Below are 22,731 nucleotides of genomic sequence, written 5' to 3'. Positions count from 1 at the left end.
TCGCGATGTTCTACCAGCTCTACGAAATGAACCATGCGGCGTTGCAGCCGGCCCGCTTCTATGCCGACGCGGTGCGGCTCTTCTACTCCAACCCGCTCAATCCGGTTTCCCACACCCCCTTCGGCCGCTCGGTCGCGGCGACCGCGGAGCTCTTCGAGCGGACCACCCGTCGCTACGGCAAACCGCAGTTCGGCCTGGACAAGGCCGTGGTCGACTGGAAAAGCGTCGGCGTCACCGAAAAGACGGTCTGGTCGAAGCCGTTCTGCGACCTGATCCGTTTCGAGCGCGCGCTGACCGCCGGCCGCAAGCCCGACCCGAAGCTTTTGATCGTGGCGCCGATGTCGGGCCACTACGCGACGCTGCTGCGCGGCACGGTCGAGGCGATGCTGCCCCATGCCGACGTGCACATCACCGACTGGGTCGATGCCCGCATGGTGCCGGCGGCGCAAGGCAGCTTCGATCTCGACGACTATGTCGACTACATCATCGAGATGTTCCACGCGCTCGGCCCCGACACGCATGTGATGGCGGTATGCCAGCCCTCCGTGCCGGTGCTGGCGGCGGTGGCGCTGATGGAAAAGCGCGGCGATCCCTTCGTGCCCTCCACCATGACGCTGATGGGCGGACCGGTTGATACGCGCCGCAACCCGACCGCGGTCAATCTTCTGGCCAAGGAAAAGGGCATCGACTGGTTCCGCGACAATGTCGTCATGCCGGCGCCGTGGCCGGTGCCGGGCTTCGGTCGTCCGGTCTATCCCGGCTTCCTGCAGCTCTCGGGCTTCATGAGCATGAACCTCGACCGCCACATCATCGCGCACAAGGACTTCTTCATGCACCTTGTGAAGCATGACGGCGACAGCGCCGAGAAGCACCGCGACTTCTATGACGAATATCTTGCGGTGATGGACCTGACGGCGGAATTCTACCTGCAGACGGTCGACACCGTGTTCGTGCGCCACGCTCTGCCGAAAGGCGAGATGGCGCATCGCGGCGAGCCGGTCGATCCGAGGGCGATCCGCAACGTCGCGCTGCTGACCATCGAGGGCGAGAACGACGATATTTCCGGTCTCGGCCAGACCCAGGCCGCGCATGATTTGTGCGTCAACATCCCGGCCGACAGGCATGCGCATTACGTGCAACCAGCCGTCGGCCATTACGGCGTCTTCAACGGCTCGCGCTTCCGCTCCGAGATCGTGCCGCGCATTGTCGACTTCATTTCCAGCTATGGCCGCCAGCACCGGGTGGCGGCGAAGCCGAAACTGGTTCGTTCCGCCAAAAGCTGAACTCCGGAGCCCGGCATCAGCCTAGCCGCCACCTGGCGGCCAGCGGTGTTGCATCCGCGCTTCTGTTGCGAAAGTGCCGCTACGGGATCGCGCAGGTAACCATCCCGCCAAACTGACCATCGTCTCCAATTGACACGGACTGTAAATCGCCTTTAACGTTTCGTTAATAAAGAACAGGGCGGGGACAATGACTTCCTCAGCGATGACGCGGATTCTGCGCTTGTGTGCGGCCGCAGGACTGGCGATCTCTGCGCATTGGGCGGTGCCGGCCTGGGCGGCGGGCGCGATGGCCACGGGCGGCCTGACGTCGCAGCCGATCGGCCACTATGATTTCTGCAAATCGCATCCCAGCGAATGCAACATCCGCCCGGTCAATCTCGGGCCGGCCACGATGACGGACGGCCTGTGGCGCAGGCTGGTCAGCGTCAGCGCCAAGGTCAACGCCGCCGTCAAGCCGCTGAGCGATCTCGATCACTACGGCAAGGACGAAGTCTGGGCCTATCCGGACGACGGCTATGGCGACTGCGAGGACTATGTGCTGGAAAAGCGCCGCCAGCTCTACCGTCTGGGCATGTCGCTGGCCGACCTTTTGATCACCGTCGTGCGCAAGCCGGACGGCGAAGGCCATTCGGTGCTGACGGTGCGCACCGACAAGGGCGACTATGTGCTCGACAACCTGACCGACAAGGTCAAAGCCTGGGACGCGACCGGCTATCGCTTCCTCAAGCGGCAGGCGATCGACAACACCGGACGCTGGGTCTCGATCCGCGACGGCCAGCCTGTGCTTGTGGGCTCGGTGCAGTAAGCCTCGAACACCCTGCTTTCTTCGCGAGGCACTCTACCCCCTCCGCTGTGGGTAGGAAGCGCCCCGCGCGGGCGCATGCCAAGCTGGTTTCGACGCTCGGCGAAAAGGCTCTGTGGCTGGAGGTGGCGGTGGATTGAGCGGGGCGCTTCTGGCGCAACGGGCGATGACAACAAAAAAGCCCGGCCGTGCCGAAAATTTTCACGCAACTCCATGAACCGTTTCCGTCCGGCCGGCGACACACAGCCGTGGATGACAAACCCAACCATGGAGAATTTCAATGACTGCTTTCCTGCGAAACACCTTGCTTGCCGCCATCGCGGTGTCGGCCCTGACCGGATCGGCCCTGGCGGACGAGACCACCAAAAGCTGCGCCAAGACCAATCTCAACGACCTGTGGAGCGGCCGCTGCTGCAGCGTCAGCTCCTCGGCTTGTCTGGGCGGTGGTAACGGCGGCCGCGATCACAACAACAATGGCGGACGCGGTAGCACGAACGGCGCCGGCGCCGGCAAGCAGTGATTTCAGGAATAAGGGCTGTCCGCGGCCTAGCACACGGAAGCCGTGGCCCTCGCTGAACGTCACCGCGGTGCAGAACGATCTCTGTTCTGCGCCGCCTTGCCCTTCGCGCGAAACCGCGAAATGGATCCTCGGGTCTGCGCGTCCGCTTCGCTCCCGCTCCGCCCGTGGATGACGAAGTTCGGGCGGCGTCGGCTAGCCGCACCCGTTTCATCCGGGCAAACTATCCCCTCAGCGCAGCTCGGACCAATGCCGTGATCTTCCTCAGCTCCGCCTCATCCAACCTCTCGATGCTCTCGGCCAAAAGGTTGGCCAGCTCGGTGGCCGCCGGCGACAGGCCGGATGTGTCGATCCTGACCCTCGGATGCGAGCTTTCGGCGAGGCGGGCAAGATCCTCGGCGTCGTCCCAGATGACGTTGAAATAGCCGATGATCTTCTGGATCAGTGTCCAGGTCGGCGCGCCGCGGCGGCCGTGCTCGAGCGCCGAAAGATAGGCGGCGCTGACGCCGATGGCCTTGGCCATCGCCTTCTGGCTGACGCCGCGCTCGGCGCGCAGCGTCCTGAGCTTCTCGCCGAACGGGGTCATGTCGGCTGGCTCATCGCCAAATCCTCATGACCGTATCCGCCGCAGCCGCACATAGAGCGCGCCCGAGCCGCCATGGTTGCGGGCAGCATGATCGTGGCTGGACACCAGATGCCGGAAGGCCGGCGTTGACAGCCAGGCCGGCACGGCGCGGCGCAATATGCCGTCGCCGCCCGAGGACGAACCCTTGCCGGTGATGATTAGCACGTAACGGATGCCGCCGGCATGCGCGCGGTTGAGGAAGGTGAGCAGCAGCGAATAGGCCTCGCCCTGCGTCATGCCGTGCAGGTCGACGCGGCCTTCGATCGGCAGCCGGCCTTTCTTCAGCTTGTGCAACGTCTGGTCGTCGAGCGAATGCGCCACATGCGGCGCCTTCGGCTTGGCGGCCACGCCCGCTACGCCATTGGCGGCGGGCCGGGGCGTCTCGGGCTTGGGCTCGACGATGTCGGGGATCTCGACGGCGGTTTTGCCCTTCAGCGGCCGCGCCGAGCGCGCCACCAGGTTCCACAGGATACGGTCGTCGTCGCTGAGATGATCGTCGCGGCGGCTCACGGGGTCGCTCCGTCCAGAAGCGCACGCGGCACCAGCGCATGGAAATCGGCCGCGTTGCGGACCACGCCGGCGACCTCGCCGGCGGCGTCGCCTGAGCCGGCGAAGAGGTCGCCCCGCGCCGGACCGGTGATGGCCGAGCCGGTGTCCTGCGCGATCATCAGCCGCCGGAACGGCTTTTCGTCGAAGGCGGTGAGCGTCGGCGCGTCGATATAGAAGGGCGTGCCGAATGTGTGCAGCAGGCGGTCGACCGCGACAGAGCGACCCGGCGTCAGCGGCACCTTGGCGGCGGCGATCGGGCCGAGCGAAGCATCATCGACCGCGGCCTCGCGGAAGAAGATATAGGAGCGGTTCAGCCAGAGGATCTCGTCGACCCGATCGGGATGCGCCTTGAACCAGGCGCGGATCGACTGCATCGTTACCTTTTCCAGCGGGATCTCGCCGAGATCGCTCAAGATCTTGCCGGGGCCGGTGAAGCGCTGGCCGGACTTGGCGGCATAGGTGACGCGGGCGAGCCTGCCGTCGGTCATCTTCAGGCGCGCCGCGCCCTGCACGTGGATGAAAAACGCATCGACCTTCTCAGCGAGCCAGGCGATTTCGAGGTTCCGGCCGGCGAGCGCGCCGCGCTCGATTTCGCCACGATCGAAATATTCGACCGGAGCACCATCGGTCCGGCGGGCGAATGCCAGATAGGCATCCATGCCGGCCGGACGGTTGCCGTCGTCGATGTCGATCAGGTCGGCGGGGCGGGACAGCAGCGGAACGGTGAACCGCCCGGTCCTGACCGGCGAGGCTTCGACCTCGGGTTCGTAGAAGCCGGTGACGAGACCCGAGCCGTTTTCGGGCCGCACCTTCATCGGCACGAAATGCCGTTCGAAAAAGGATCGCGCCTCGGACGTGCTCGGCGCCGAAACGGCACGCGCCTCGGCATAGGCATCGGCAAAAGCATTGAAATCGACGCCGAGCGATCCGGTCCGGTAAGATTTTATCGGCGCGCGGAAGGCCGAGCGACGAAACGCGGCGAATGCCGCGGCGTGGTCATCTTCGCCCCAACCCGGAAGGTCGCTGAAGGATTTTATGCCGAATGCGGAAGAGAGCGGCACGACTGGGGCCCCGCCGCTTGATCTCAATCTTCTTCTTCGGTGGCGACGAGCTTCCAATTCGGGTCGCGCGAGCGGGTGTCGCGGGCGAAGGTCCAGACATCCTTGACCTCGGCCACCGTTTCAGGGTCGCCGTCGATGACGGCGCCGGCCTTGTCGCGGGTCGCCGAGATCAGCTCGGAGACGACGCGCAGCGTGATATGCGCTTCCGAGCCCTTCATTTCGGCGGCGACGATGTCGGCCTTGTCGATGCCGACGAAGGAGGACTGGATCTTCTCCGATTTGGCCTCGCGATCGCCGATCGCGGCGACGAAACCGTCATAGACTTCGCGCGACAAAAGGTTCTTCAGCGTCTTACGGTCGCCGTCGGCATAGGCCATGACGATCATCTCATAGGCCATCTTGGCGCCGTCGACGAAGCCCTTCGGCTCGAAGGACGCATCATTGTCCTTGATGGAGCGCAGGCCCTTGTTGAGATCGGTGTCGGGTTTGGCGAAGGCGTCGATGTCGGCATAGATCTCGGGCGCGGTTTCGCCCGGCGCGCGTTTGCGCGGCAGCGACACCACATTTTCAGGCTTTTGCGCCGCATCGGCCTCGCGCGTGCGGCTCGCCGAATAAGGATCGAAGGGCGGGCGCTCGTTTCCGGTGCGACGTCCAAGCACGTTGCGCAGCTGGAAAAAGATCACAACCGCCGCAATCAGAAAGAAAATCGTGCCGAAGTCGAAGAAACCCATATTTTCCGCCAACTCGATCCCTGTCCGTGCCGGACCGGCGTAACCCCTGGGGACCGCGGTCGCATAGCGTTCAACACCCAAAGCATATAGAACGGCAGGCGCAATCATTCAAATCAAAGGCAGCCATACCTATCTAAAGGCGCCAAGGCCAGCGGCGATTGTCCGCCAGCGCCGCAAAAGAAGAAAGCGATCGGTCAAGACTTGCGCATTTCGTTCATCCCGCTGTTCCTGCTCCTGCTGCCGCTTCTGGAGATCGCCGGCTTCGTCGTCGTCGGCCGCGAGATCGGGGCTTTGGCGACTGTCGGGCTGGTCATCCTTTCCAGCGTCGCGGGCAGCCTGCTGCTGAGGCTTCAGGGTTTTGGCGTCATGGCGCGGGTGCGCACGGAGATGGACGCCGGGCGCGACCCCAGCCGCCAGCTCGCGCATGGGGCGATGATCGTGCTGGCGGCGATCCTTTTGATCATTCCGGGCTTCATCACCGATTTCTTCGCCATTCTTCTCCTGTTGCCGCCGGTGCGCGACTTCGCCTGGCGCCTGCTCAAGAATCGCATCGTCATGGCGACTAGCTTCAGCCGCGGCTTTTCGGCGCGCCGCCGCGATCACGTCATCGACCTCGACGACAGCGACTATTCTCGCGACGATTATCCGGACCGGCCGGACCACAATTCGCCCTGGCGGCGGCTGAAGAACGATTAGTCCCGGACGGGGATTTTGCCCGGTCGGCTCTGGCAGGCGGCATGCCTTGGAGATTGGCCGAAACGCCCTATCGCGATCGTCATTCCAGGGCGGAGCAGGAGCGAAGCTCCGTCGCGAAGACCCTGGAATCCATGCCGTTACCTTCGCGAAGGCGTGCAACGGACCAGAATTCTGCACCGTGGCGGCGCTTCCAAGTCACGGAATTCTATGGTCTGCGCGCGTCGCTTCGCTCCTTGCTCCGCCATAGAATGACGAGGTTGGGGCGGCTTCAACCAATCCCCGGCGTTTGCGCTGATTTCACGGAAATGAACGGAAAAACTTGCACCAAGACAAACCGCAACCTTTCAAAATCCCTGTGACGGGGAACCAGTCCCGGACCTATCGCCCGACAGAGGCGGCAAAACTTGTTTTGTCCGGCCGAGCATGGTAGCGAACCCGCGATTTCAATCCGGTCAGCAATGCTGCCCAGGCAAAAGGACTTAAAGGCTCATGGCCAGCAACGATGACGCCGCGACCGGCGCCGCCAACGGCAACGGCACCCAAAACCAGCCCTCGCTCAATGTGCTTGCGCAATATGTGAAGGACCTGTCCTTCGAAAGCCCCGGCGCGCCGAATTCGCTGCGCGGCCGCGACAAGGCTCCAGGCATCGCAATCAATGTCAACGTCAACGCCAACCCGCTCTCGGACAAGCAGTTCGACGTCAACTTGACGCTGAACGCCAAGGCCTCCTTCGACCAGGAAGTGCTGTTCAACGTCGAGCTGGTCTATGGCGGCGTCTTCGCCATCAGCGGCTTCCCGCAGGAGCACATGCTGCCGCTGCTGTTCATCGAATGTCCGCGGCTTCTGTTCCCCTTCGCCCGCCAGATCGTCGCCGACGCCACCCGCAATGGCGGCTTCCCGCCGCTGATGCTCGATCCGATCGATTTCGCGCAGATGTTCCAGCAGCGCATCGCCGAGGACCAGGCTGCGGCTGACAAGGTCCAGGTGAGCTGAGGCGAACCAGCGCTACACCCTATCGAAAGCCCGGCTTCGCGCCGGGCTTTTTTTCGCTGCTTGTTCCGCCCTGGAATGACGACCGGGAACATGGCCACGGCCAATCTCGAAGGTTGACGGCTGCTCGCTGAGCCTGATCAACAAAAACCCCGGACAAAACGATGCCGGGGTTTTTTCGTCTTAGCAGTTCAGGAGCCGTCTATTCCGCCGGCGATGGTTTCTTGCGGAAAATCGATGTCAGATTGTCCCACAATTCGATCTTGGCGCCCTGGCGCTTCATGATCACGCCCTGCTGCAGGATCGACAGCGTGTTGTTCCAGGCCCAGTAGATGACGAGGCCGGCCGGGAAGCTGCCCATCATGAAGGTGAAGATCACCGGCATCCAGGTGAAGATCGCCGCCTGCGTCGGGTCCGGCGGTGCCGGGTTCATGCGCATCTGCAGGAACATGGTGATGCCCATGACCACCGCCCAGGCGCCCATATGCGGCAGGAAGGCGGGCGCCGCGAACGGCAGCAGGCCGAACAGGTTGAAGATCGACGTCGGATCGGGCGCCGCAAGGTCGTGAATCCAGCCGAAGAACGGCGCGTGCCGCATCTCGATGGTGATGTAGAGCACCTTGTAGAGCGAGAAGAAGACCGGGATCTGCAGCGCCACCGGCCAGCAGCCGGCCAGCGGATTGATCTTCTCGGTCTTGTAGAGCTCCATCATCGCCTGCTGCTGCTTCATCTTGTCGTCCGCGTATTTCTCGCGGATCTCGACCATCTTCGGCTGCACCTTCTTCATGTTCGCCATCGAGGCATAGGACTTGTTGGCGAGCGGGAAGAAGATGGCCTTGACGACGACGGTGGTGGCGAGGATCGCCAAGCCGAAATTGCCGAAGAATTTGTAGAGCGTGTCGATGAGCCAGAACATCGGCTTGGTGATGAAATAGAACCAGCCCCAGTCGATCAAAAGGTCGAACTGGCGGATCTGCCGGTCCTTGGCATAGGCGTTTATGGTCGAGACTTCCTTGGCGCCGGCGAAGATCTCGGACTCGACCGTCGTCGACTGGCCGGGCGCGACGCTGATCGCGTCGGACAGGTAGTCAGACTGGTAGCTGTGGCTGTGCGGCCCGTCCTTGAACTCGAAATAGGAGAATTTCGGCTGGAAGGGCTGCTTCTCCGTCGGGATGAGCGTCACGGCCCAGTATTTGTCGGTGATGCCGAGCCAGCCATTGGTCGACTTGCTGGGCGTGTATTCCTTGTCCTTCTCGATCTTGGCGTATTTGTATTCCTGCAGCCCCTCGCTGCCGGTCACGCCGATCAGGCCCTCATGCAGCACATAGGTGCTGGCGACGGCCGGCTTGTCGAAACGGGTGACGCGCCCGTAATTGTAGAGCGAGACGGCGGCCGTTCCCGAATTCTGCACCGCGTCGGAAACGGTGAACATGTATTCGTTGTCGATCGAGATGGTGCGCTTGAACGTCAGGCCCTTGTCGTTGGTGAAGGTCAGCGTCACCGGCGTCGAGGGCGTCAGCGTCGGATTGCCGTCGACGCTCCACACCGTATCCGCGCCGGGCACAGTGCCGGTGGTGTCGTTGCCGACGAAGCCGATCTCGGCGAAATAGCCATTGGGCAGCGACGACGGGTTGAGCAACTCGATCTCGGGCGAGTTCTTGTCGACCGTCTCGGTGTAGTGCTTGAGCCTCAGGTCGTCGAGGCGCGCGCCGGTCAGGTTGATCGAACCCGCGAGGCTGGGCGTGTCGATCTTGACGCGCTTGGTGGCGGCAATCGCCTGGTCGCGGCTGGCCGCGGTCACGCTATCGCTGCCGGGCGCGCTGGGAATGGCGCCGGCGGTCGGGGCCGGCGTTCCAGCCGCGCTTGGATTGGTGCCCTGCGCTTCCTTCTTTTGCGCCTCGACGCGCTGTTGCTCGACGCGTGTCTGCTCGCGCTGCTGTTCCATGCGCGGGTTCATGTAGAACACCTGCCAGAGCGTCAGGATCAGCACCGACAGCGCGATGGTGATGAAGAAATTGCGATTGTTTTCCATCGAAGCCCTTGGCCTATCGTGTTCCGCGCAGCCGGCGGGAGAGCTCGGCCTTCAACTGGCCGAACGGAATGGCAAGCACGTCTTCACGCCCGACGATGACATAGTCATTGCCGGGCGCCATGTCATCGGCGGCATGAACGCGCACGGCTTCCCTCAGCCGCCGCCGGACGCGGTTGCGCACCACGGCGTTGCCGACCTTCTTGGTGACGGTGTAGCCGACGCGCGGCGCAAGGTCATCGCCGCGGTCGAGAACTTCAACGAGAAAAAGCCGTCCGCGGCGTTTCTCGCCGCCGCGCACAGCAAGGAATTCCGCGCGTTTCAGAAGCCGCCCGGGAGTTTTCCCCTGTGGCTTGCCGGGTGCGGGCAACGATCTCGTCTTTCGTTCAGGCGCTGAGCCGCTTGCGGCCGCGATTGCGGCGGGCGGCAACGACGCCACGGCCACCCTTGGTGGCCATGCGGGCACGGAAACCATGCCGGCGCTTACGCACGAGCTTGGACGGTTGGTAGGTACGCTTCATTTGTTTTAATACCGCGGGGTGCGGCCCTTCTTGATTCTGTCACTGTGTAACAGGAGCTTTGCCGGGCCGGCCTAGGCGCGATCGAAACCGCGCCGGGACGAATGGCCCGAGCGTGAGCGGGCTTATAGAAAGAAGGTCTTTGGAAGTCAATCCGCCCCGCCGCGAGGCATTTTTCGCGGAGCCGACGATGAAATTGGCAAAAAAGCCGCAAATCGCATAATCTTGGCCGATCAAGCCTTTGTGAATGCGCGTCAATGACGAGTGAAACTCTGCCCATAAACGAGAAGGCACAGCCGGCGGCGACGAATTCGTCGCGCCGGGTGCCGTTGTCGCGCGGTCTGTCGACCAAGCTGCTTTTACTCACCATCGCCTTCGTGCTGCTGGCTGAAATCCTGATCTTCCTGCCCTGGATCGCCAGCTACCGGGTCAATTGGCTGAAGGAGCGCCTCAGCACGGCCGCCGCGGTGTCGATCGTGCTGTTGCAGGGCGAGCCCAACTCGCTGTCGCACAACGCCCAGAACGACGTGCTGATGGCGATCGGCGCCAAGGCGATCGCCGTGCGCGATGGCGGCGTCTCGCGGCTTTTGGTGGTCGCCGACATGCCGCCACAAGTCGACGCGCACATCGATATCGCCAATGTCGGCCTGGTCAACGGCATGACCGGCGCGCTCGACACGCTGTTCTTCGGCGGCAAGCGCATGCTGCGCGTCTTCGGCCCGGTTGGCGACAGCGACAAGGAATTCGAGCTGATCATGCCGGACTACCGTTTGCGCGACGCTATGCTCCGATACTCACGCAACGTCGCCGTCGTCTCGCTGCTCATCTCGCTGTTCACCGCCATGCTGGTCTATGCGGCGATCGACCTGATCATGATCGGGCCGATCCGCACCATGACGCGTTCGATCCTGGCCTTCTCCGAGGCGCCCGACGATCCCGGCCGCGTCATCCGCCCCGCCGACCGTGCCGACGAGATCGGGGTCGCCGAGCGCGAGCTGTCGCAGATGCAGGACCGGCTGCAGAAGATGCTGTCGGAGCAGAAGCATCTCGCGGATCTCGGCCTGGCCGTCTCCAAGATAAACCACGACATGCGCAACATCCTGGCGTCCGCGCAGCTGATGTCGGATCGCCTGCGCCAGGTGAAGGACCCGACCGTGCAGGCCTTCGCGCCGAAGCTTCTGCGCGCCCTAGACCGCGCCGTCTCTTATTCCGAAGGTGTGCTTCACTACGGCCGCACGCAGGAGCCGGCGCCATCGCGCCGCCGCGTGCGGCTGCGCCAGCTGGTCGACGACGTGCACGGCCTGCTCGACATCGAGGACGGCATCGAGTTCATCAACGCCATCGAACATGCCTTCGAGGTCGATGCCGATTCCGACCAGCTGTTTCGGGTGCTCACCAATCTCTGCCGCAACTCCGTGCAGGCGATGGCCGCCGACACCGAAAGCGCGGTGGTGCGCCGGCTGGCGGTCGCGGCCGAGCGCCAGGGCAGCGTCAGCCGCATCACCGTCACCGACACCGGCCCCGGCCTGCCGCCCAAGGCGCGCGAGAACCTGTTCGCCGCTTTCCGCGGCTCGGCGCGCAGCGGCGGCACCGGGCTTGGTCTGGCGATCGCGCACGAGCTGATCCGCGCGCATGGCGGCACGGTTGAATTGGTCGAATCGATCGGCGGCCGCACCGTCTTCGCCGTCACCATCCCCGATCAGCCGGTGCGGCTCGATCAGGCCCGCAACGGTTTGCGCCGCCCGGCTTGAGGCCGCCACCTCCGGCGGAGCCGCTTGTCGGCAGCGGCGCGCCTCGATCAAAGCCGGCAAAACCACCTGCGACAAAACTTTTGCCGGATCGGCTTGCTTTTCGCAAATTCAGTCGTTAGGGAACACTCCACATCGCGGCCGGCCCACTCGACCGGATCGCGGGGCCTGTGTCATGCACGGCCTGTTGCGCGCCCGTAGCTCAGCTGGATAGAGCACCAGACTACGAATCTGGGGGTCAGGAGTTCGAATCTCTTCGGGCGCGCCATTCTATCAAATTGATTTCCCTCCGTTTTTTGAGCTATCGCGAGTGTCTACACCGGCTTGGGTCTTGGAACTCAGCCGGTTTTTCAGCCGGTTTTGGAAAAACGGATATTTCCGCGAACGATGTCGCAGTCTGGCGTATGTGTTCCGCAGCCTCTTCCGTCTCCACAGCTTCTAACAGCTGGGTTGCCTGCTCCAAGTGCCTAGCCACATCAGCGTGAGTCGTGGAGCGGTCCGACTCATATGGAGGCAAATCGCCCGCAATGGCTTTCAGATCGCGCAGAACGGAAGCGAGGTGTGGCCAAGGGAAATCGGTCGGATCGCCGATGTCCCGGTCCGCTCCGACGATCACCTCCAATTTAGCCAGGATGCCAGCCAGGGACAGAGCTGCTACCTCTGGGAGCGCATCCTGAAGTTTGAGCGCCTCGGTCATGGCTAAGACTTCGGCCTCCTGAGCGACAGCGTATTGCCGGACGCCGTCCGGTGCGACCACTGACGTGGGCCGCTTTGTAATCTCGTCCGGGGTCAATACCTGAATTCCGGTATTGCTGATGATTCTGGTCTCCAGCCGCTGCTGCACCCTACAAAGCACCTGAGACGTATGTTGGGCACGACGCCATGCGGCCCACAGGACCATGGCAGGGTCATGATTCGTTGCTGCTGATGGCGCCATCCTGGATTCCTCCAACTCGACACGGCGAGGTCGTATCTGAATTTAAGATAACTGGAAATCAGATATAATTGAAGCCCTCATCTGGAACCGGATGAGGCAGATCTGTGGTCAAAACGCTCGGAACGCAGCGCCACAAATTCTTGATCGCAATGCTGATTGAAAGGCGTGAGGCTAGTGGGCTGACTCAGACCGAGCTCGCCGCGAGGCTAGGCGAATATCAGTCTTTTGTGGCTCGCCTCGAAAGCGGCCAGCGCCGCGTCGACGTAGTCGAATTCATCGATCTGGCGAGAATCCTGGGGTTCGATCCTTCCGCAGCAATCAAAAGATTGGCAGCAGAGCCAAACTGAATCGTAGCTACGACCATCCGAGCCGCTCGCGAGCGCGCCACCCAAAAGCGCTGTAGCGGGCGAGCGGCGGGTTTGAACCTCATGTAGGTCGTTAGAACTGCGGTGGCCGACCTCCAAAAGCGACCTTGCCTGGGAAAATGTCCGAGCGCTCGCTGGCTAACTTCGCCGAATGGTTCGAATGCCACTCCCTCCGCCAAGTCAACCCCTAAAACGCTGGGAAAACGTAGGGTTTGACGGTTTTCGGTTAGTGGCCAACTAACCAGTCTACTAACCAGACAGGACAATCGCTAATGCCGTGGGTCCGTGTACCAAATGAGGAAGTGCTCGAAGCGAACCCACATCTGAAGGAATTTTTGCCGTTCCTCGATACGCACAACGCGGAAAGCCCAAGAGGTGCGGTAATGGTTGCGTGTTCCTATTTGGACGAGCAACTGCGGGGGATCATCGACGCGTATTTGGTCGAAGATTCCGACAAAGCGGTCTTGCTGGATGGCTTCAACGCACCGCTCGGGACGTTCTCTGCGCGTATCAAAGCAGCGCATTGCCTTAGTTTGATTTCGGACGTGGAACGGGATGATTGCGACACTTTGCGGAAAATCCGTAACGAATTTGCGCACAGTCATCGTGTCTCGTTCGAGGACCGGCGGGTTATGGACCTCTGCAACAATTTGCATCATTCCGCGAAGCCGTATGGCAAGGTCGAGGTGAATAGCTTTGGGCTATTCTCATCGGCTGCGGTCGGCCTTGCATTGGGGCTGGTTAATCGCGCTCATTACGTTGCGGTTGAGCGGTTGAAGAAACGGGATTGGCGACGTTAACCTCGCAAGGCTAGGCGCTACCCTCCGTCACGCTTTCGTCGTCCAGCGCATATGGCACCGTCAGATAGGGGTTGGTTTCCAGCCATTCGCGGACGATCGCGTGCAAGCAAATTGCGGCCCGCCTAAGCATGATTGCCAGATCGGCGCGGCTGATGTCACCGATGGCGTCTGATGCGCTCTCTAGCTCTCTTGCGAATGCGATGCCTGTCATTGGCGTTGCCGTGCCCCTGACAACGCATCGAGCCGCTGTTGAAGGTGTCCATTCAGCACGATCATTTCCTTGAGCGCTTTCACGGCATCGCCTTTGTGAAGCGTAATGAATTTGTCGGCGGTCGCTTGCAATGCAGCCTCTTGGCGGCTGTCGAGCCTGACAATGTGATCCATTTCATTGTCTCCTAATGGTCGATGTTGACAGTGAACAAAAGAGGAACAAAATTGTCAAGGTCGAATTGACTCGGCAAGGAATTGGTTCCTATTCGTGTCCCATGCCCGAGCAACCGCCCAAACGCCGAACAACGATCTGGTTCCTTGGTTCAGCCGTCCAGCACGGACAGTTGGTATGGGTTGATTGCGGGTACTGTCATGATCGCCACGGCCGTCGCTACTACGATCCCGACGACCTCATTAAGCTCTTTGGCGATGTCGATGTGAACCGCCTAAGCCGCGCGATGAAATGCGAGCGGTGCGGCCGAAACGACAACATCGAATGCGATGTCATCGTGCCTGTCGCAGCCGAGCGCGAGCGGATGACCGTGCGCCGTCTGGTTAAGATAAAGGTTCGGAAAAGCCCGGTCTGGCGCGACGACTAAGAGCGGATGCGACGAATGATCCCTACCACCAAAATGGCGAGCAGAAGGGCAATCGTAAACCACGGTGCAAAGTCGAACAGAATTCGAAGGCCACTCCACATCTAGAACAGCGAGCCTTGCGCCGGTGGTTGTTGCGGGAACTTGATCTGTGTGGCCGGCTTCTCAACGATCACCAGCGCATCGTCCGGCGCTGTCCGCTGCATGTGCCTGGCTTCGGACCACGGCACTGTTAGCCACGTCTCGACTTCCTCGCGTGTTGTCAGAATCACCGGCATTGCCTTTTCATGGATGGGCGCAATGAGAGCATTCGGCTTGGTCGTCATGAAGCCGTAAAGCTCGAAATCCCCTGCCCCGTCCTTGACCCTGCGCACACCATGCCAAGGCGTCCACATGCCGGCGAAAAAGAACAGCGGGCGGTCTTCGCTGCGGGCAAACCAATAGTTGCGTTGAATGCCGGTTTCGGGGTCTTTGTCGTTCGGCGTTGGGCTCGGCTCTGCGAAGCTGGTCACAGGCACAACGCAACGATTTTCCAGGCCTAGGTATTGCTGCCAATGCGCATATTGCGGGTTACGAATGTTGGTCGTGCCATAGTCGGCTTTGCCCGTCACTCGCTCAATCGGCGTTGGCATTCCCCAAATTAGTTTCGCTAGCTCGCGCTGACCATCTGGCGCGTTGCGCAAAACCGGTCCCGGCATGTTGGGATAGACATCTAGCGACGGTTCAAGGTTGCCCATGATGTCCCGCAAAGCCCGGGTCCATTCACGGATGGCGTCTTGGCTGGTGGTGATGTTGTAGAGATTGCACATGCGTCCGAATGTGCATGAGGAAAACGCGATGAGCTAGGCGAATTCAATCAGCAATCGGCAGCGGGAGGACCACCCGCGGAAATTTGGGACGGATTTTGTCGATGAGTTGGTTGAACGTTTTCACGGCCAGATATAGGCCCGTGAAGGAACGTCCCCTATAAATCTCCCGCGTACCCAGATGCAATTTGGTGCCCACGAAAGATTGGCGTCCGGCAATGCAGTGAGCATGCGGACTTGATGGGAAAGGGTCCGCATCACACTTGTGGACCCGCCAAACATCTCCACCCACCCGAAAATCTTTCTGAATGTAAGGCTGCCCCAATTCGTCCACGTAGGAAAATCGCATATCAACCACCAAGTTGATATACTCGTCTGTCTCATCGACAATCTCACACGGACTCGAATCCATCGCGCTCGCACTCTGCTTTGGGCCGATGACAGCATTACCCTAACCGGCAACAAACACAAGATTTGCAGCCACAATGGCCCATTGGCGGAGGCATTCTCCGCCACAACCGTTGAAATCACTGCGCGTTCCAGAGCGACTAACCTTTTCGACTAACCTTTTTGTCACCATCCTGCCCCGGCAACACTAGAATCTGCTTTGGCCCTGAACCTCACGAACGCGAGCGGCCGGCACAGTCACAACATCGCCGTGATCGGTGTAAATTGCAGCGTAACTCTCCGTGAGCATAATCACCACGGCGTTGTCGAACACCCGATCGTCCAAAATAATCTTTTCCCTCATTCCACCACTCACTTTCACGATAACACCATAAAATCCGCCGGATATAGCAGAAATCAAGAAAACATACCAAAACACTTTAACTAATCCAGCGGCCGATGTGTATCCATTAGAGCTAACGACCAAATGAATGCGCTGCGTCACTGCAAATAAAAGCGTGACATAGGCTACTAGTATACAAATGAGTACCCCGGTTCCGTTGCCGAATCCGCTATCGATTCTATGCCTAATTCGATATGCGACAACGCTTAAAGCAATGGTCGCGATGACCATTGCCGCTACGACAATTTTATTGACAATGCTTAAAGCGCTCGCAGTTAATATTGGTTCAAATATCGATAAGAAATTGTCGAAACTTATCAGTAAAAGAAGCACAAAAATTGAGCTGACAAACCCAATCTTCACCAAATCAGCGTACCCGACAATCCAAACAAGACCAATATGAAATACACAAAGATACCCCACGGTAAACAGGATGGCGCACACAACAATAACCGCGAACAGTATCGCCGAAACTGCGGCGAAATTGCCGTTGTAATACTCGAGCCATCGCTTCAGATGAAAATTGCTCTCCCCTTTTATCATCGCAACCCCATCGACGCTTAACGCCCCAGCTGAACGACCTTACCACAACATGCCTAGCGACTTAGGTTCTCGGCGGTCCGCATCGTCCTTTGAGGACTGAAATTTCGGTCTCGTGATCGCCGCCGGACATTGACGAGACAGGGGCACCGATTAGGAAACACACCAAGAGCGTCACCGGTCGCAGCCTTGTCTCGTTGGCTTGTCAGAACCGCCAACCGGTCTCTATCTGCCTGTGTGGAAGGACCGGCACTCGGAACCCCTGTTGTCGTTTGCGGTGGTGTGGCGCAGTCTCCAAGCCTAACGACGCAGCGACGGTCAAAGCAAACCGCTTCATGATCCCCCCAAATCCTAGCCCGCTGTCAACTTTGCTTAACGCGCCGCAAATCGCAACCCGCCTAACAACGGATTCGACAATAAAGCACAGAAAGCGCATAATCTCATGCGGTGTCGGGGGATACCTCAATGCGTTTGCGCTCGTATTTTGCCGTACCGGCTGCGGTTCTCGTTTCAGGTTGTGCTGCCGATTATTTGAATAACTACGACACGATGACGCTTGCGTCTGGTGACGCAAGCAACACGAATTCCCTTCTGCAAACCGTCGATCCATTCAACCCGAACAGCAACAACACGCATATCGAAGGCGATGGGCAACGCAGCGTCGCGGTGATTCAGAAATACAGATCGCCGGCATCCGGTGGAGGGGGCTACTCGGGCAACTGCCCTACCGACAACAGCACAGCGGCTGACGGCTCACGCTGCGGAGGTCGCTCGGCGGAAAGCCGTCCAGGCGGCGCGATGTGATCGGTATAGACACATCGCGCTACGACAATCGCTCTGACCAATGGCGGTGGCGCACTGGGGCGAAACGCTACGGGGGAATTATTCTCTAAAGGGACAAAGCGATGCAATTTTCAGTGCAGCGTCTCGCGATGACGTTTTTCTTTTTTACAGCGCTCTTTGCAACCTCAGGCGCATTTGCCGACGATAAAGACGTCATGGTGGACACAGTGAAAAGACACATCTGTCCGGACGATCTCCGCAAATACGAAATATTGGATATTCATAATGAGTGCTACAAATACTCTGGTATCGTAGCGTGTAAAGATATAAACATGGGGTCTAAATCGTGGTATGATTGTATGAATAATTCTTCGGGGCGTTTCAACCAATGCGCCAATGATGTTAGCGATCGGAATAAGGTCATTATTGCTTATAACACCCTTATGTCTGAGTGCGCTCAAAAACGACAGGATGCAGAAACGCAATCACGCAAATTGATGAATAAAGCCAATTCCAACGCAAAACCGGACCCATCCATTGGCCAAACCGCAGCGCCAGCTAAGGACTTTCACCCAAGTTTCAATTGCGCGAAAGCATCCACCAACGTCGAGCTTACCATTTGCAATGTTGAACGCCTGTCTAGCGCCGACAATAATCTGGACAGCGCATACAAACAGTTGATGGAGCGGGTCAGGGATCCAAAGGAAATTGCCCGAATTCGCAAGGATCAGGGCGCGTTTCTAGCCAAGCGCAATAGATGCAAAACGCCAATCTGCATTGACGATTCGTACACCGCCCGCACGGACGAGCTCTATGATGAAATTCGGGCGGCAAACGACGAGGTGACCTCTCAACCCGCCCCCGATGACCCGTTGGCATCATCCCTGCCTAACGCGAACGACGTGGGGGAATCAGTGCCGCAAGCAGCGCCACAACCTGTATGTATGCAGCGGATGGCCTACGCAAGCTGCCTGACCGAAAACGACAACCGGAAGTATTGCTGGTTGCAGTTTTGCTGCTACCCGAAATTTCGTAGTGTCCATACAGGCGATGCGGGGTTCAATCAGTGCGAGCGGGAATACCAGCAGTCCGGCCAATGATTGGATCGTGGCGCCGCCGCTAGCGTGTGCATCAGTGCCGTTGGGCTGCGGTAGATGCGTTGAACGAAGTTGACTCTGCCGTTCTGTTTGGCGGACAACCCTTCCGCCGCTCGCACTGAATTCTAATCGCTTTTCAGGGCGGCTAATCTTTCCACCAATCAATCATTGAATTGCACTAGCCTCATGGTGTCTTCGCCGGGTCGCCGCACCGGAGAAGATTATATTCCTGACCCCAGCCCCGTTCTCGAAATCTGCCTACTTCGATTTGACGCCAGCGGCGTGGATAGCCTCATAGGCACTCCCGATTTCTTCTTCGATCTCGTGCTCGGAAATGCCGTAAGCGGTGTCCGCAGGCCACAGGCCCAAGACACGAGATCGTCGATCAGCCGTCTGGGTGCCGTTGATGATGCTGGTAACTCCAGTCTCCTCGGTCCGATCCGAGTGGACAACCTCCCGAAAGCCCACTTAGGCAACGCGTCGAGGTCCATATGGCGGGAACGTGATCTGGAACGATGAGTAGGCATGGTTCCGATCACTTAACCCATGGTGCAGTTTCCACTTTTATAGATCGTAGAATGGCTTGGTTAAACCTGAAACGGCGAGATGTTCCGGGTGTCCATATTGGCCGTTGCCGTGGTGTTTGCGCAGCAGCTAACTTGCCTGGGATCAATCCGTCTGATGAAGTCACATTATGGAAATAGTACACGCGCACGCGCTATTGTGGGGCTTTCTGGTGGGCTTCATAGGCTGGGGGGAATGCGCCCGACTCCCAGTGCCTGTAGCCGCATGGTTGCTGGGACACTCCGGATCTGAGGGTATTGTCGTTACTATTACAAGGCTGCTCGTCGCATTGTTTCTCATCGTCGCGATACTGTCCGCACTTTGCTTCGTGCCTTTTCTACAGAGCGTTAGGCATGACGCCACGGGCGTTGAACCCCACTTATGGCGCGACCTGTATGGTCTCAGTTTCGTGAGCTCATTAATCGGCTTTGTCAGTCTGGGGCTGATGCGCCGACTTCGGCGCTGAGCGGAGCACGGCTCGAGCTCTTTGGCGATGTCGATGTGAACCGCCTAAGCCGCGCGATGAAGTGCGAGCGAGCGGTGCGGCCGAAACGTAAGCGGTGTCAGACCACTGCCTTGAACTCGGGAGCAGGGATGTAGGCCCAGGGCAGGAGATCGTCGATCTGGCTCTTCGGGTGCCCGTTGACGATCCTGGTGAGCACGTCGGCCAAGTAGCCGAGCGGCTCGACGTCGTTCAGCTTGCAGGTCTCGATGAGCGAAGCGACGACGGCCCAGTGCTCGGCGCCACCGTCAGAGCCCGCGAAGAGGGCGTTCTTCCGGTTAAGCGCGATCGGACGGATAGACCGCTCGAGGGTATTGGAGTCGACCTCAATACGTGGTCGTCGAGGAAGCGGGTGAGCCCCTCCCAGCGTGACAGCGTATAGCGGATCGCCTCGGCGAGCTTGGTCTTCTGGCTGATCAGGCCGACCTTCTCTCGTAGCCACGGCTCGAACTCGGCCAGGATCGGCCGGGTCCTTTCCTGGCGCAGATCGACATCGCCCAAGTATGCCGGCAATTGCGGCGCGACGTGCGCCTGGCGGCTGGCCGCGGATGTCGTCCTCCACGTGATATCGTTCTGCGATGCGCCGGAGCGCCTCGCTGGCGATCGGCGCCGGGCCGGCTGCTGCGAACTCGTAGAAGCCCCGACGCACGTGTGCCCAGCAGAAGGCGAGCATCCGATAGCCATCATATCCGCCGACCTGCAGGATTCCGGCGAAGCCCGCCAGATGAGCGATCGGTCGCTCCGCCTTTCGGTCCGGCGCATAGACATAGGCGATGCCCGGCGGGTCGCTCCCCTGCCATGGTCGGTCATCGCGGGCATAAGCCCAGAGCTGCCCGGTCTTAGTCTTGCCGCGGCCGCGATCGAGCACCGGTGCCGTAGTCTCGTCGGCAAAGAGTTTTGGCGAGGCTTTCAGCTTATCCAGCTGTCGCTCGTGGACCGGACGCAAATGCCAGGCGGCGGCCGACCCAGTCGGCGAGCGTGGAGCGGTCGAGATGGATGCCCTGCCAGGCGTAGATCTGCGCCTGGCGATAGAGCGGCAGGTGATCGGCATATTTGGAGACCAGAACCTGGGCGACCGTCGCCTCGGTCGGCAGGCCGCCTTCGATCAGGCGGGCGGGCGCTGGAGCCTGGACAACGACGTCCTCGCACACGCGGCAGGCATATTTGGGCCGGCGCACGACCATCACCCGCAGTTGCGCCGGCACGATGTCGAGGCGCTCGCTGACGTCTTCGCCGATCCGGATGAAGGCCGTTGCGGCAACATGGGCAGGCATGGTCCTCGATGTCGGCGACCATTTCCACGCGAGGAAGATGGGCAGGCAGCGAGCCACGGTTCGCCCGCCGCGTTGCGGTGCGTTCCTTGCGCGTGGCAGGATCGGCACGTTCAGCCTCTTCCTTACCGGCCGGCTCGATCTGCTCGGCCTCCTCGAGCCCGAGGAGGAGTTGATCTTCGGGCAGGCTCTCGGCGCGACGGCCGAAGCGGTGACGCTGCAATTCCTTGATGATCTGGGTCAGGCGAGTATTCTCGACATCGCGCGCCATGACCATCGCCTTCAGCACATCCAGATCGTCGGGAAGCTGGTCCGCCGTCATCGCCATGACCGGATGAGACCATATTCGCCAGTTCCGGGCGACAGCGGAATCGAGGCTGATTCACTTGGTCGCGGATCAACCCGCCTGCGCCGGAGCGAGCGTCCGGCGAGCTTCATGAACCCGCCGCCAATCAAGCACCTCAAGCAGTGCCGACTGCGCGGCCGTCAGCCGCATCACGCCATCCTGCGTCGGCCCGATCACGACGTTGCCTTCAGCGCACGGATGACTGCCGCAACCGTCTTGGCGTCAGCTCCCCGGCCGACCCGCATGGCGATGCCGTCGATCTCAAGCTCGATCACGCCAGCATCTCGGGTCGCCTTCCGCTTCCGCGGCTGCGCTGGACGCGTCGGCGTGGGTTCCGAGGAGTCACCACCGCCGGCATGAAGGCCGGGGATTCCTGCTGCACCGAAGCGGCCTGTTTGCGCGCTTCGCGGCGCCAGGCGAACACCTGCTGTGGCCTGAGACCATAACGCCGGGCGACTTCGGAAACGACTGCGTTCGGCTCCAGCGTCTCCGCGACTATCCGCGCCTTGTCATCCATCGACCAGTGACGCTGGCCGCCAGCGCCGTTGATCACCTCGAAACGCCGAGGCTGCCGCTCCGGGTCAAGCGTAAGGTCAAGTCCAGATACAAGCCTATCTCCGATCCCAATACAGGATCGGCAACCTCACAGATCGCGATGACTCCCGAAAGGTGGCCCGGAAACACCGCCTACGAAATGCCTGCCACTATCGCATCGGAGAACAACTTGGCCGTCATCTCTGCGAGAGAAATGATGTCGGCGCCTGCGCTGCAGTGGCCGGTACTCTCCTGGCGTCGGCAGGTCGTCGGGCTCGAGGCCGTTGTTGGGGGCCTCCCGGCGAGTTCTCTACCTGCTGAAGAGCGTAGTCATTAGCAATGAAGCATATAATGCCATCAGCCGGTGCCCGTCCCCCTACGACCCCCACCGGATAGGCCGGCACCGTTCTGGCCTACCCCGCCCAGGTGCCAGGCCGCCCCCTTGCACGCCTCTCGCATCCAATCGAAGATCCCACCTATATTAGCGAGTGCTTGACGACGCAACCGACCGCGCCAGACTCTCTATATGGCGAAGGGCATCAAGGTCGGCGACGAGGTCGCGATCACCGCGACGGTGCGCCGGCGCGTGACTGAGGATCGCGTCAGCGTTTCGATCCCCTCCTATGGCTTCCCGCATTCGATTGTCGACCGGACATCGACTGTGAAGAAAGGCCAGCACGTCGAACTCACCGGCGACGTCACGCAAATCAATGGTGATCTGGTTACGGTGAACCTGGGGGTTCCGGTGACGGTGAACATGGACACGCTGAAACTGGTGACGTCCTATGTGCCACCGAAGCGGAAGGCCCCGCTCGTAGGCCTAAAGAAAACCGGCCGGGCGAGCGTCACGTAAAACCGGGCGTGCTGCCAGCGGGCGCCTAAAAGCCTGCAGCGGCCAGGTTGTCTGCGCCTGCTGTGTTAGCTTCATTCATCGGCTGATTTCTGACAACAAACGCTGGTTAGGAATTGCCGAAACTTTCCAGGCTTGGAAGATGGCTTCTCCGTCAGCTACGGCGGCCAGATAAGGTCGCAAGTCGAAAG

Annotated in this window: 25 protein-coding genes, 1 tRNA gene and 1 pseudogene; 13 read left to right on the top strand and 14 right to left on the bottom strand. The window is 60.5% G+C overall.

The window, feature by feature from the left end; all coding sequences use genetic code 11:
- The first annotated feature begins 5 nt into the window (after window positions 1-5).
- From FJ419_RS00670 to FJ419_RS00660, 3 genes are all read left to right on the top strand, one after another.
- Complete coding sequence (locus FJ419_RS00670) at window positions 6-1,283, top strand: polyhydroxyalkanoate depolymerase (RefSeq protein WP_140686807.1); 1,278 nt, start codon at window positions 6-8, stop codon at window positions 1,281-1,283.
- 187 nt (window positions 1,284-1,470) lie between these two features.
- Window positions 1,471-2,088: a transglutaminase-like cysteine peptidase gene (locus FJ419_RS00665; RefSeq protein ID WP_095767963.1), complete on the top strand. Its 618-nt coding sequence runs from the start codon at window positions 1,471-1,473 to the stop codon at window positions 2,086-2,088.
- Window positions 2,089-2,365: 277 nt separating this feature from the next.
- Window positions 2,366-2,605: a hypothetical protein gene (locus tag FJ419_RS00660; RefSeq protein ID WP_140686806.1), complete on the top strand. Its 240-nt coding sequence runs from the start codon at window positions 2,366-2,368 to the stop codon at window positions 2,603-2,605.
- 220 nt (window positions 2,606-2,825) lie between these two features.
- Here the strand turns inward: FJ419_RS00660 and FJ419_RS00655 are convergent, their stop codons facing one another.
- The 4 genes from FJ419_RS00655 to FJ419_RS00640 are packed head-to-tail and all read right to left on the bottom strand — an operon-like array spanning window position 2,826 to window position 5,568.
- Window positions 2,826-3,188, bottom strand: a complete 363-nt coding sequence (locus FJ419_RS00655; RefSeq protein WP_140686805.1) for a helix-turn-helix transcriptional regulator — start codon at window positions 3,186-3,188, stop codon at window positions 2,826-2,828.
- Between the two features lie 24 nt (window positions 3,189-3,212).
- Window positions 3,213-3,737 carry a Smr/MutS family protein gene (locus FJ419_RS00650; protein ID WP_140686804.1) on the bottom strand — a complete coding sequence of 175 codons (525 nt, stop codon included), beginning with the start codon at window positions 3,735-3,737 and terminating at the stop codon, window positions 3,213-3,215.
- A complete protein-coding gene (locus tag FJ419_RS00645) occupies window positions 3,734-4,837 on the bottom strand; it encodes a murein transglycosylase A (RefSeq protein WP_140686803.1) in 1,104 nt (367 codons plus the stop codon). The genes FJ419_RS00650 and FJ419_RS00645 overlap by 4 nt, the downstream gene beginning before the upstream one ends.
- Before the next feature lie 23 nt (window positions 4,838-4,860).
- Window positions 4,861-5,568 carry a Tim44/TimA family putative adaptor protein gene (locus tag FJ419_RS00640; RefSeq protein ID WP_095767958.1) on the bottom strand — a complete coding sequence of 236 codons (708 nt, stop codon included), beginning with the start codon at window positions 5,566-5,568 and terminating at the stop codon, window positions 4,861-4,863.
- A 201-nt stretch (window positions 5,569-5,769) separates the two neighbouring features.
- On the opposite strand from FJ419_RS00640, the gene FJ419_RS00635 reads away from it, so the two are divergent.
- Both FJ419_RS00635 and secB read left to right on the top strand, forming a co-directional pair.
- A complete protein-coding gene (locus FJ419_RS00635) occupies window positions 5,770-6,264 on the top strand; it encodes an FxsA family protein (protein WP_140542957.1) in 495 nt (164 codons plus the stop codon).
- 489 nt (window positions 6,265-6,753) lie between these two features.
- Window positions 6,754-7,257 carry a protein-export chaperone SecB gene (gene secB, locus FJ419_RS00630; protein WP_140542956.1) on the top strand — a complete coding sequence of 168 codons (504 nt, stop codon included), beginning with the start codon at window positions 6,754-6,756 and terminating at the stop codon, window positions 7,255-7,257.
- 199 nt (window positions 7,258-7,456) lie between these two features.
- On the opposite strand, the gene yidC is transcribed toward secB, so the two are convergent.
- The 3 genes from yidC to rpmH are packed head-to-tail and all read right to left on the bottom strand — an operon-like array spanning window position 7,457 to window position 9,804.
- Entirely contained in the window at window positions 7,457-9,286 is a 1,830-nt protein-coding gene (gene yidC / locus FJ419_RS00625) for a membrane protein insertase YidC (protein ID WP_140686802.1), read from the bottom strand.
- Between the two features lie 13 nt (window positions 9,287-9,299).
- Complete coding sequence (gene rnpA, locus FJ419_RS00620; protein ID WP_140633494.1) at window positions 9,300-9,653, bottom strand: ribonuclease P protein component; 354 nt, start codon at window positions 9,651-9,653, stop codon at window positions 9,300-9,302.
- A gap of 16 nt (window positions 9,654-9,669) precedes the next feature.
- Entirely contained in the window at window positions 9,670-9,804 is a 135-nt protein-coding gene (gene rpmH / locus FJ419_RS00615) for a 50S ribosomal protein L34 (protein WP_008833937.1), read from the bottom strand.
- A 254-nt stretch (window positions 9,805-10,058) separates the two neighbouring features.
- Between rpmH and FJ419_RS00610 the strand changes: the two genes are divergently transcribed.
- Entirely contained in the window at window positions 10,059-11,552 is a 1,494-nt protein-coding gene (locus tag FJ419_RS00610; protein WP_140686801.1) for a HAMP domain-containing sensor histidine kinase, read from the top strand.
- 188 nt (window positions 11,553-11,740) lie between these two features.
- Window positions 11,741-11,817: transfer RNA gene (locus tag FJ419_RS00605), tRNA-Arg, on the top strand.
- A 33-nt stretch (window positions 11,818-11,850) separates the two neighbouring features.
- Here the strand turns inward: FJ419_RS00605 and FJ419_RS00600 are convergent.
- On the bottom strand, window positions 11,851-12,486 hold the full coding sequence (locus tag FJ419_RS00600) for a hypothetical protein (RefSeq protein ID WP_246679095.1): 636 nt from the start codon (window positions 12,484-12,486) through the stop codon (window positions 11,851-11,853).
- A gap of 104 nt (window positions 12,487-12,590) precedes the next feature.
- Between FJ419_RS00600 and FJ419_RS00595 the strand changes: the two genes are divergently transcribed.
- Both FJ419_RS00595 and FJ419_RS00590 read left to right on the top strand, forming a co-directional pair.
- Window positions 12,591-12,833 (top strand): helix-turn-helix transcriptional regulator, encoded by a 243-nt coding sequence (locus tag FJ419_RS00595; RefSeq protein WP_246679094.1) that lies wholly within the window; start codon window positions 12,591-12,593, stop codon window positions 12,831-12,833.
- A 290-nt stretch (window positions 12,834-13,123) separates the two neighbouring features.
- Window positions 13,124-13,651 (top strand): transcriptional regulator, encoded by a 528-nt coding sequence (locus tag FJ419_RS00590; RefSeq protein ID WP_140686800.1) that lies wholly within the window; start codon window positions 13,124-13,126, stop codon window positions 13,649-13,651.
- 10 nt (window positions 13,652-13,661) lie between these two features.
- Here the strand turns inward: FJ419_RS00590 and FJ419_RS00585 are convergent, their stop codons facing one another.
- Both FJ419_RS00585 and FJ419_RS30665 read right to left on the bottom strand, forming a co-directional pair.
- Complete coding sequence (locus FJ419_RS00585) at window positions 13,662-13,862, bottom strand: hypothetical protein (protein WP_140686799.1); 201 nt, start codon at window positions 13,860-13,862, stop codon at window positions 13,662-13,664.
- The gene (locus tag FJ419_RS30665; protein WP_181170566.1) at window positions 13,859-14,035 is read right to left on the bottom strand and encodes a hypothetical protein; all 177 of its coding nucleotides are present in this window, start codon (window positions 14,033-14,035) and stop codon (window positions 13,859-13,861) included. Before FJ419_RS30665 ends, FJ419_RS00585 begins: the two co-directional genes overlap by 4 nt.
- A gap of 14 nt (window positions 14,036-14,049) precedes the next feature.
- Between FJ419_RS30665 and FJ419_RS00580 the strand changes: the two genes are divergently transcribed.
- Window positions 14,050-14,460, top strand: a complete 411-nt coding sequence (locus FJ419_RS00580) for a hypothetical protein (RefSeq protein WP_140686798.1) — start codon at window positions 14,050-14,052, stop codon at window positions 14,458-14,460.
- Between the two features lie 101 nt (window positions 14,461-14,561).
- Here FJ419_RS00580 and FJ419_RS00575 read toward each other — a convergent pair whose 3' ends face one another.
- Together FJ419_RS00575 and FJ419_RS00570 are read right to left on the bottom strand one after the other, a co-directional pair.
- The gene (locus FJ419_RS00575; protein ID WP_140686797.1) at window positions 14,562-15,266 is read right to left on the bottom strand and encodes an SOS response-associated peptidase; all 705 of its coding nucleotides are present in this window, start codon (window positions 15,264-15,266) and stop codon (window positions 14,562-14,564) included.
- 592 nt (window positions 15,267-15,858) lie between these two features.
- Window positions 15,859-16,596: a hypothetical protein gene (locus FJ419_RS00570; RefSeq protein ID WP_140686796.1), complete on the bottom strand. Its 738-nt coding sequence runs from the start codon at window positions 16,594-16,596 to the stop codon at window positions 15,859-15,861.
- A gap of 462 nt (window positions 16,597-17,058) precedes the next feature.
- On the opposite strand from FJ419_RS00570, the gene FJ419_RS31015 reads away from it, so the two are divergent.
- Window positions 17,059-17,397, top strand: a complete 339-nt coding sequence (locus FJ419_RS31015) for a hypothetical protein (RefSeq protein WP_210241641.1) — start codon at window positions 17,059-17,061, stop codon at window positions 17,395-17,397.
- 101 nt (window positions 17,398-17,498) lie between these two features.
- Window positions 17,499-18,476 carry a lysozyme inhibitor LprI family protein gene (locus FJ419_RS00560; RefSeq protein ID WP_140686795.1) on the top strand — a complete coding sequence of 326 codons (978 nt, stop codon included), beginning with the start codon at window positions 17,499-17,501 and terminating at the stop codon, window positions 18,474-18,476.
- A gap of 1,124 nt (window positions 18,477-19,600) precedes the next feature.
- Here FJ419_RS00560 and FJ419_RS00550 read toward each other — a convergent pair.
- Window positions 19,601-21,138: pseudogene (locus FJ419_RS00550) on the bottom strand (IS66 family transposase).
- 289 nt (window positions 21,139-21,427) lie between these two features.
- Window positions 21,428-21,709: a transposase gene (locus tag FJ419_RS00545; RefSeq protein WP_281405817.1), complete on the bottom strand. Its 282-nt coding sequence runs from the start codon at window positions 21,707-21,709 to the stop codon at window positions 21,428-21,430.
- A gap of 507 nt (window positions 21,710-22,216) precedes the next feature.
- Here FJ419_RS00545 and FJ419_RS00535 point away from each other — a divergent pair.
- Window positions 22,217-22,543 (top strand): hypothetical protein, encoded by a 327-nt coding sequence (locus FJ419_RS00535; protein WP_140686793.1) that lies wholly within the window; start codon window positions 22,217-22,219, stop codon window positions 22,541-22,543.
- Window positions 22,544-22,731 lie beyond the last annotated feature (188 nt).

The sequence above is a fragment of the Mesorhizobium sp. B2-6-2 genome (assembly GCF_006440615.1).
Taxonomy (GTDB): domain Bacteria; phylum Pseudomonadota; class Alphaproteobacteria; order Rhizobiales; family Rhizobiaceae; genus Mesorhizobium.
This window is presented reverse-complemented; position numbering and strand designations above follow the sequence as displayed.

Bases quoted from the DNA above. Each gene is read 5' to 3' on its own strand.
- FJ419_RS00670 (WP_140686807.1), top strand. From the start codon at position 6: ATGTTCTACCAGCTCTACGAAATGAACCATGCGGCGTTGCAGCCGGCC.
- FJ419_RS00665 (WP_095767963.1), top strand. From the start codon at position 1,471: ATGACTTCCTCAGCGATGACGCGGATTCTGCGCTTGTGTGCGGCCGCA.
- FJ419_RS00660 (WP_140686806.1), top strand. From the start codon at position 2,366: ATGACTGCTTTCCTGCGAAACACCTTGCTTGCCGCCATCGCGGTGTCG.
- FJ419_RS00655 (WP_140686805.1), bottom strand. From the start codon at position 3,188: ATGACCCCGTTCGGCGAGAAGCTCAGGACGCTGCGCGCCGAGCGCGGC.
- FJ419_RS00640 (WP_095767958.1), bottom strand. From the start codon at position 5,568: ATGGGTTTCTTCGACTTCGGCACGATTTTCTTTCTGATTGCGGCGGTT.
- secB (WP_140542956.1), top strand. From the start codon at position 6,754: ATGGCCAGCAACGATGACGCCGCGACCGGCGCCGCCAACGGCAACGGC.
- yidC (WP_140686802.1), bottom strand. From the start codon at position 9,286: ATGGAAAACAATCGCAATTTCTTCATCACCATCGCGCTGTCGGTGCTG.
- rpmH (WP_008833937.1), bottom strand. From the start codon at position 9,804: ATGAAGCGTACCTACCAACCGTCCAAGCTCGTGCGTAAGCGCCGGCAT.
- FJ419_RS00610 (WP_140686801.1), top strand. From the start codon at position 10,059: ATGACGAGTGAAACTCTGCCCATAAACGAGAAGGCACAGCCGGCGGCG.
- FJ419_RS00600 (WP_246679095.1), bottom strand. From the start codon at position 12,486: ATGGCGCCATCAGCAGCAACGAATCATGACCCTGCCATGGTCCTGTGG.
- FJ419_RS00590 (WP_140686800.1), top strand. From the start codon at position 13,124: ATGCCGTGGGTCCGTGTACCAAATGAGGAAGTGCTCGAAGCGAACCCA.
- FJ419_RS00585 (WP_140686799.1), bottom strand. From the start codon at position 13,862: ATGACAGGCATCGCATTCGCAAGAGAGCTAGAGAGCGCATCAGACGCC.
- FJ419_RS30665 (WP_181170566.1), bottom strand. From the start codon at position 14,035: ATGGATCACATTGTCAGGCTCGACAGCCGCCAAGAGGCTGCATTGCAA.
- FJ419_RS00580 (WP_140686798.1), top strand. From the start codon at position 14,050: ATGGTCGATGTTGACAGTGAACAAAAGAGGAACAAAATTGTCAAGGTC.
- FJ419_RS00575 (WP_140686797.1), bottom strand. From the start codon at position 15,266: ATGTGCAATCTCTACAACATCACCACCAGCCAAGACGCCATCCGTGAA.
- FJ419_RS00570 (WP_140686796.1), bottom strand. From the start codon at position 16,596: ATGATAAAAGGGGAGAGCAATTTTCATCTGAAGCGATGGCTCGAGTAT.
- FJ419_RS31015 (WP_210241641.1), top strand. From the start codon at position 17,059: ATGCGTTTGCGCTCGTATTTTGCCGTACCGGCTGCGGTTCTCGTTTCA.
- FJ419_RS00560 (WP_140686795.1), top strand. From the start codon at position 17,499: ATGCAATTTTCAGTGCAGCGTCTCGCGATGACGTTTTTCTTTTTTACA.
- FJ419_RS00535 (WP_140686793.1), top strand. From the start codon at position 22,217: ATGGCGAAGGGCATCAAGGTCGGCGACGAGGTCGCGATCACCGCGACG.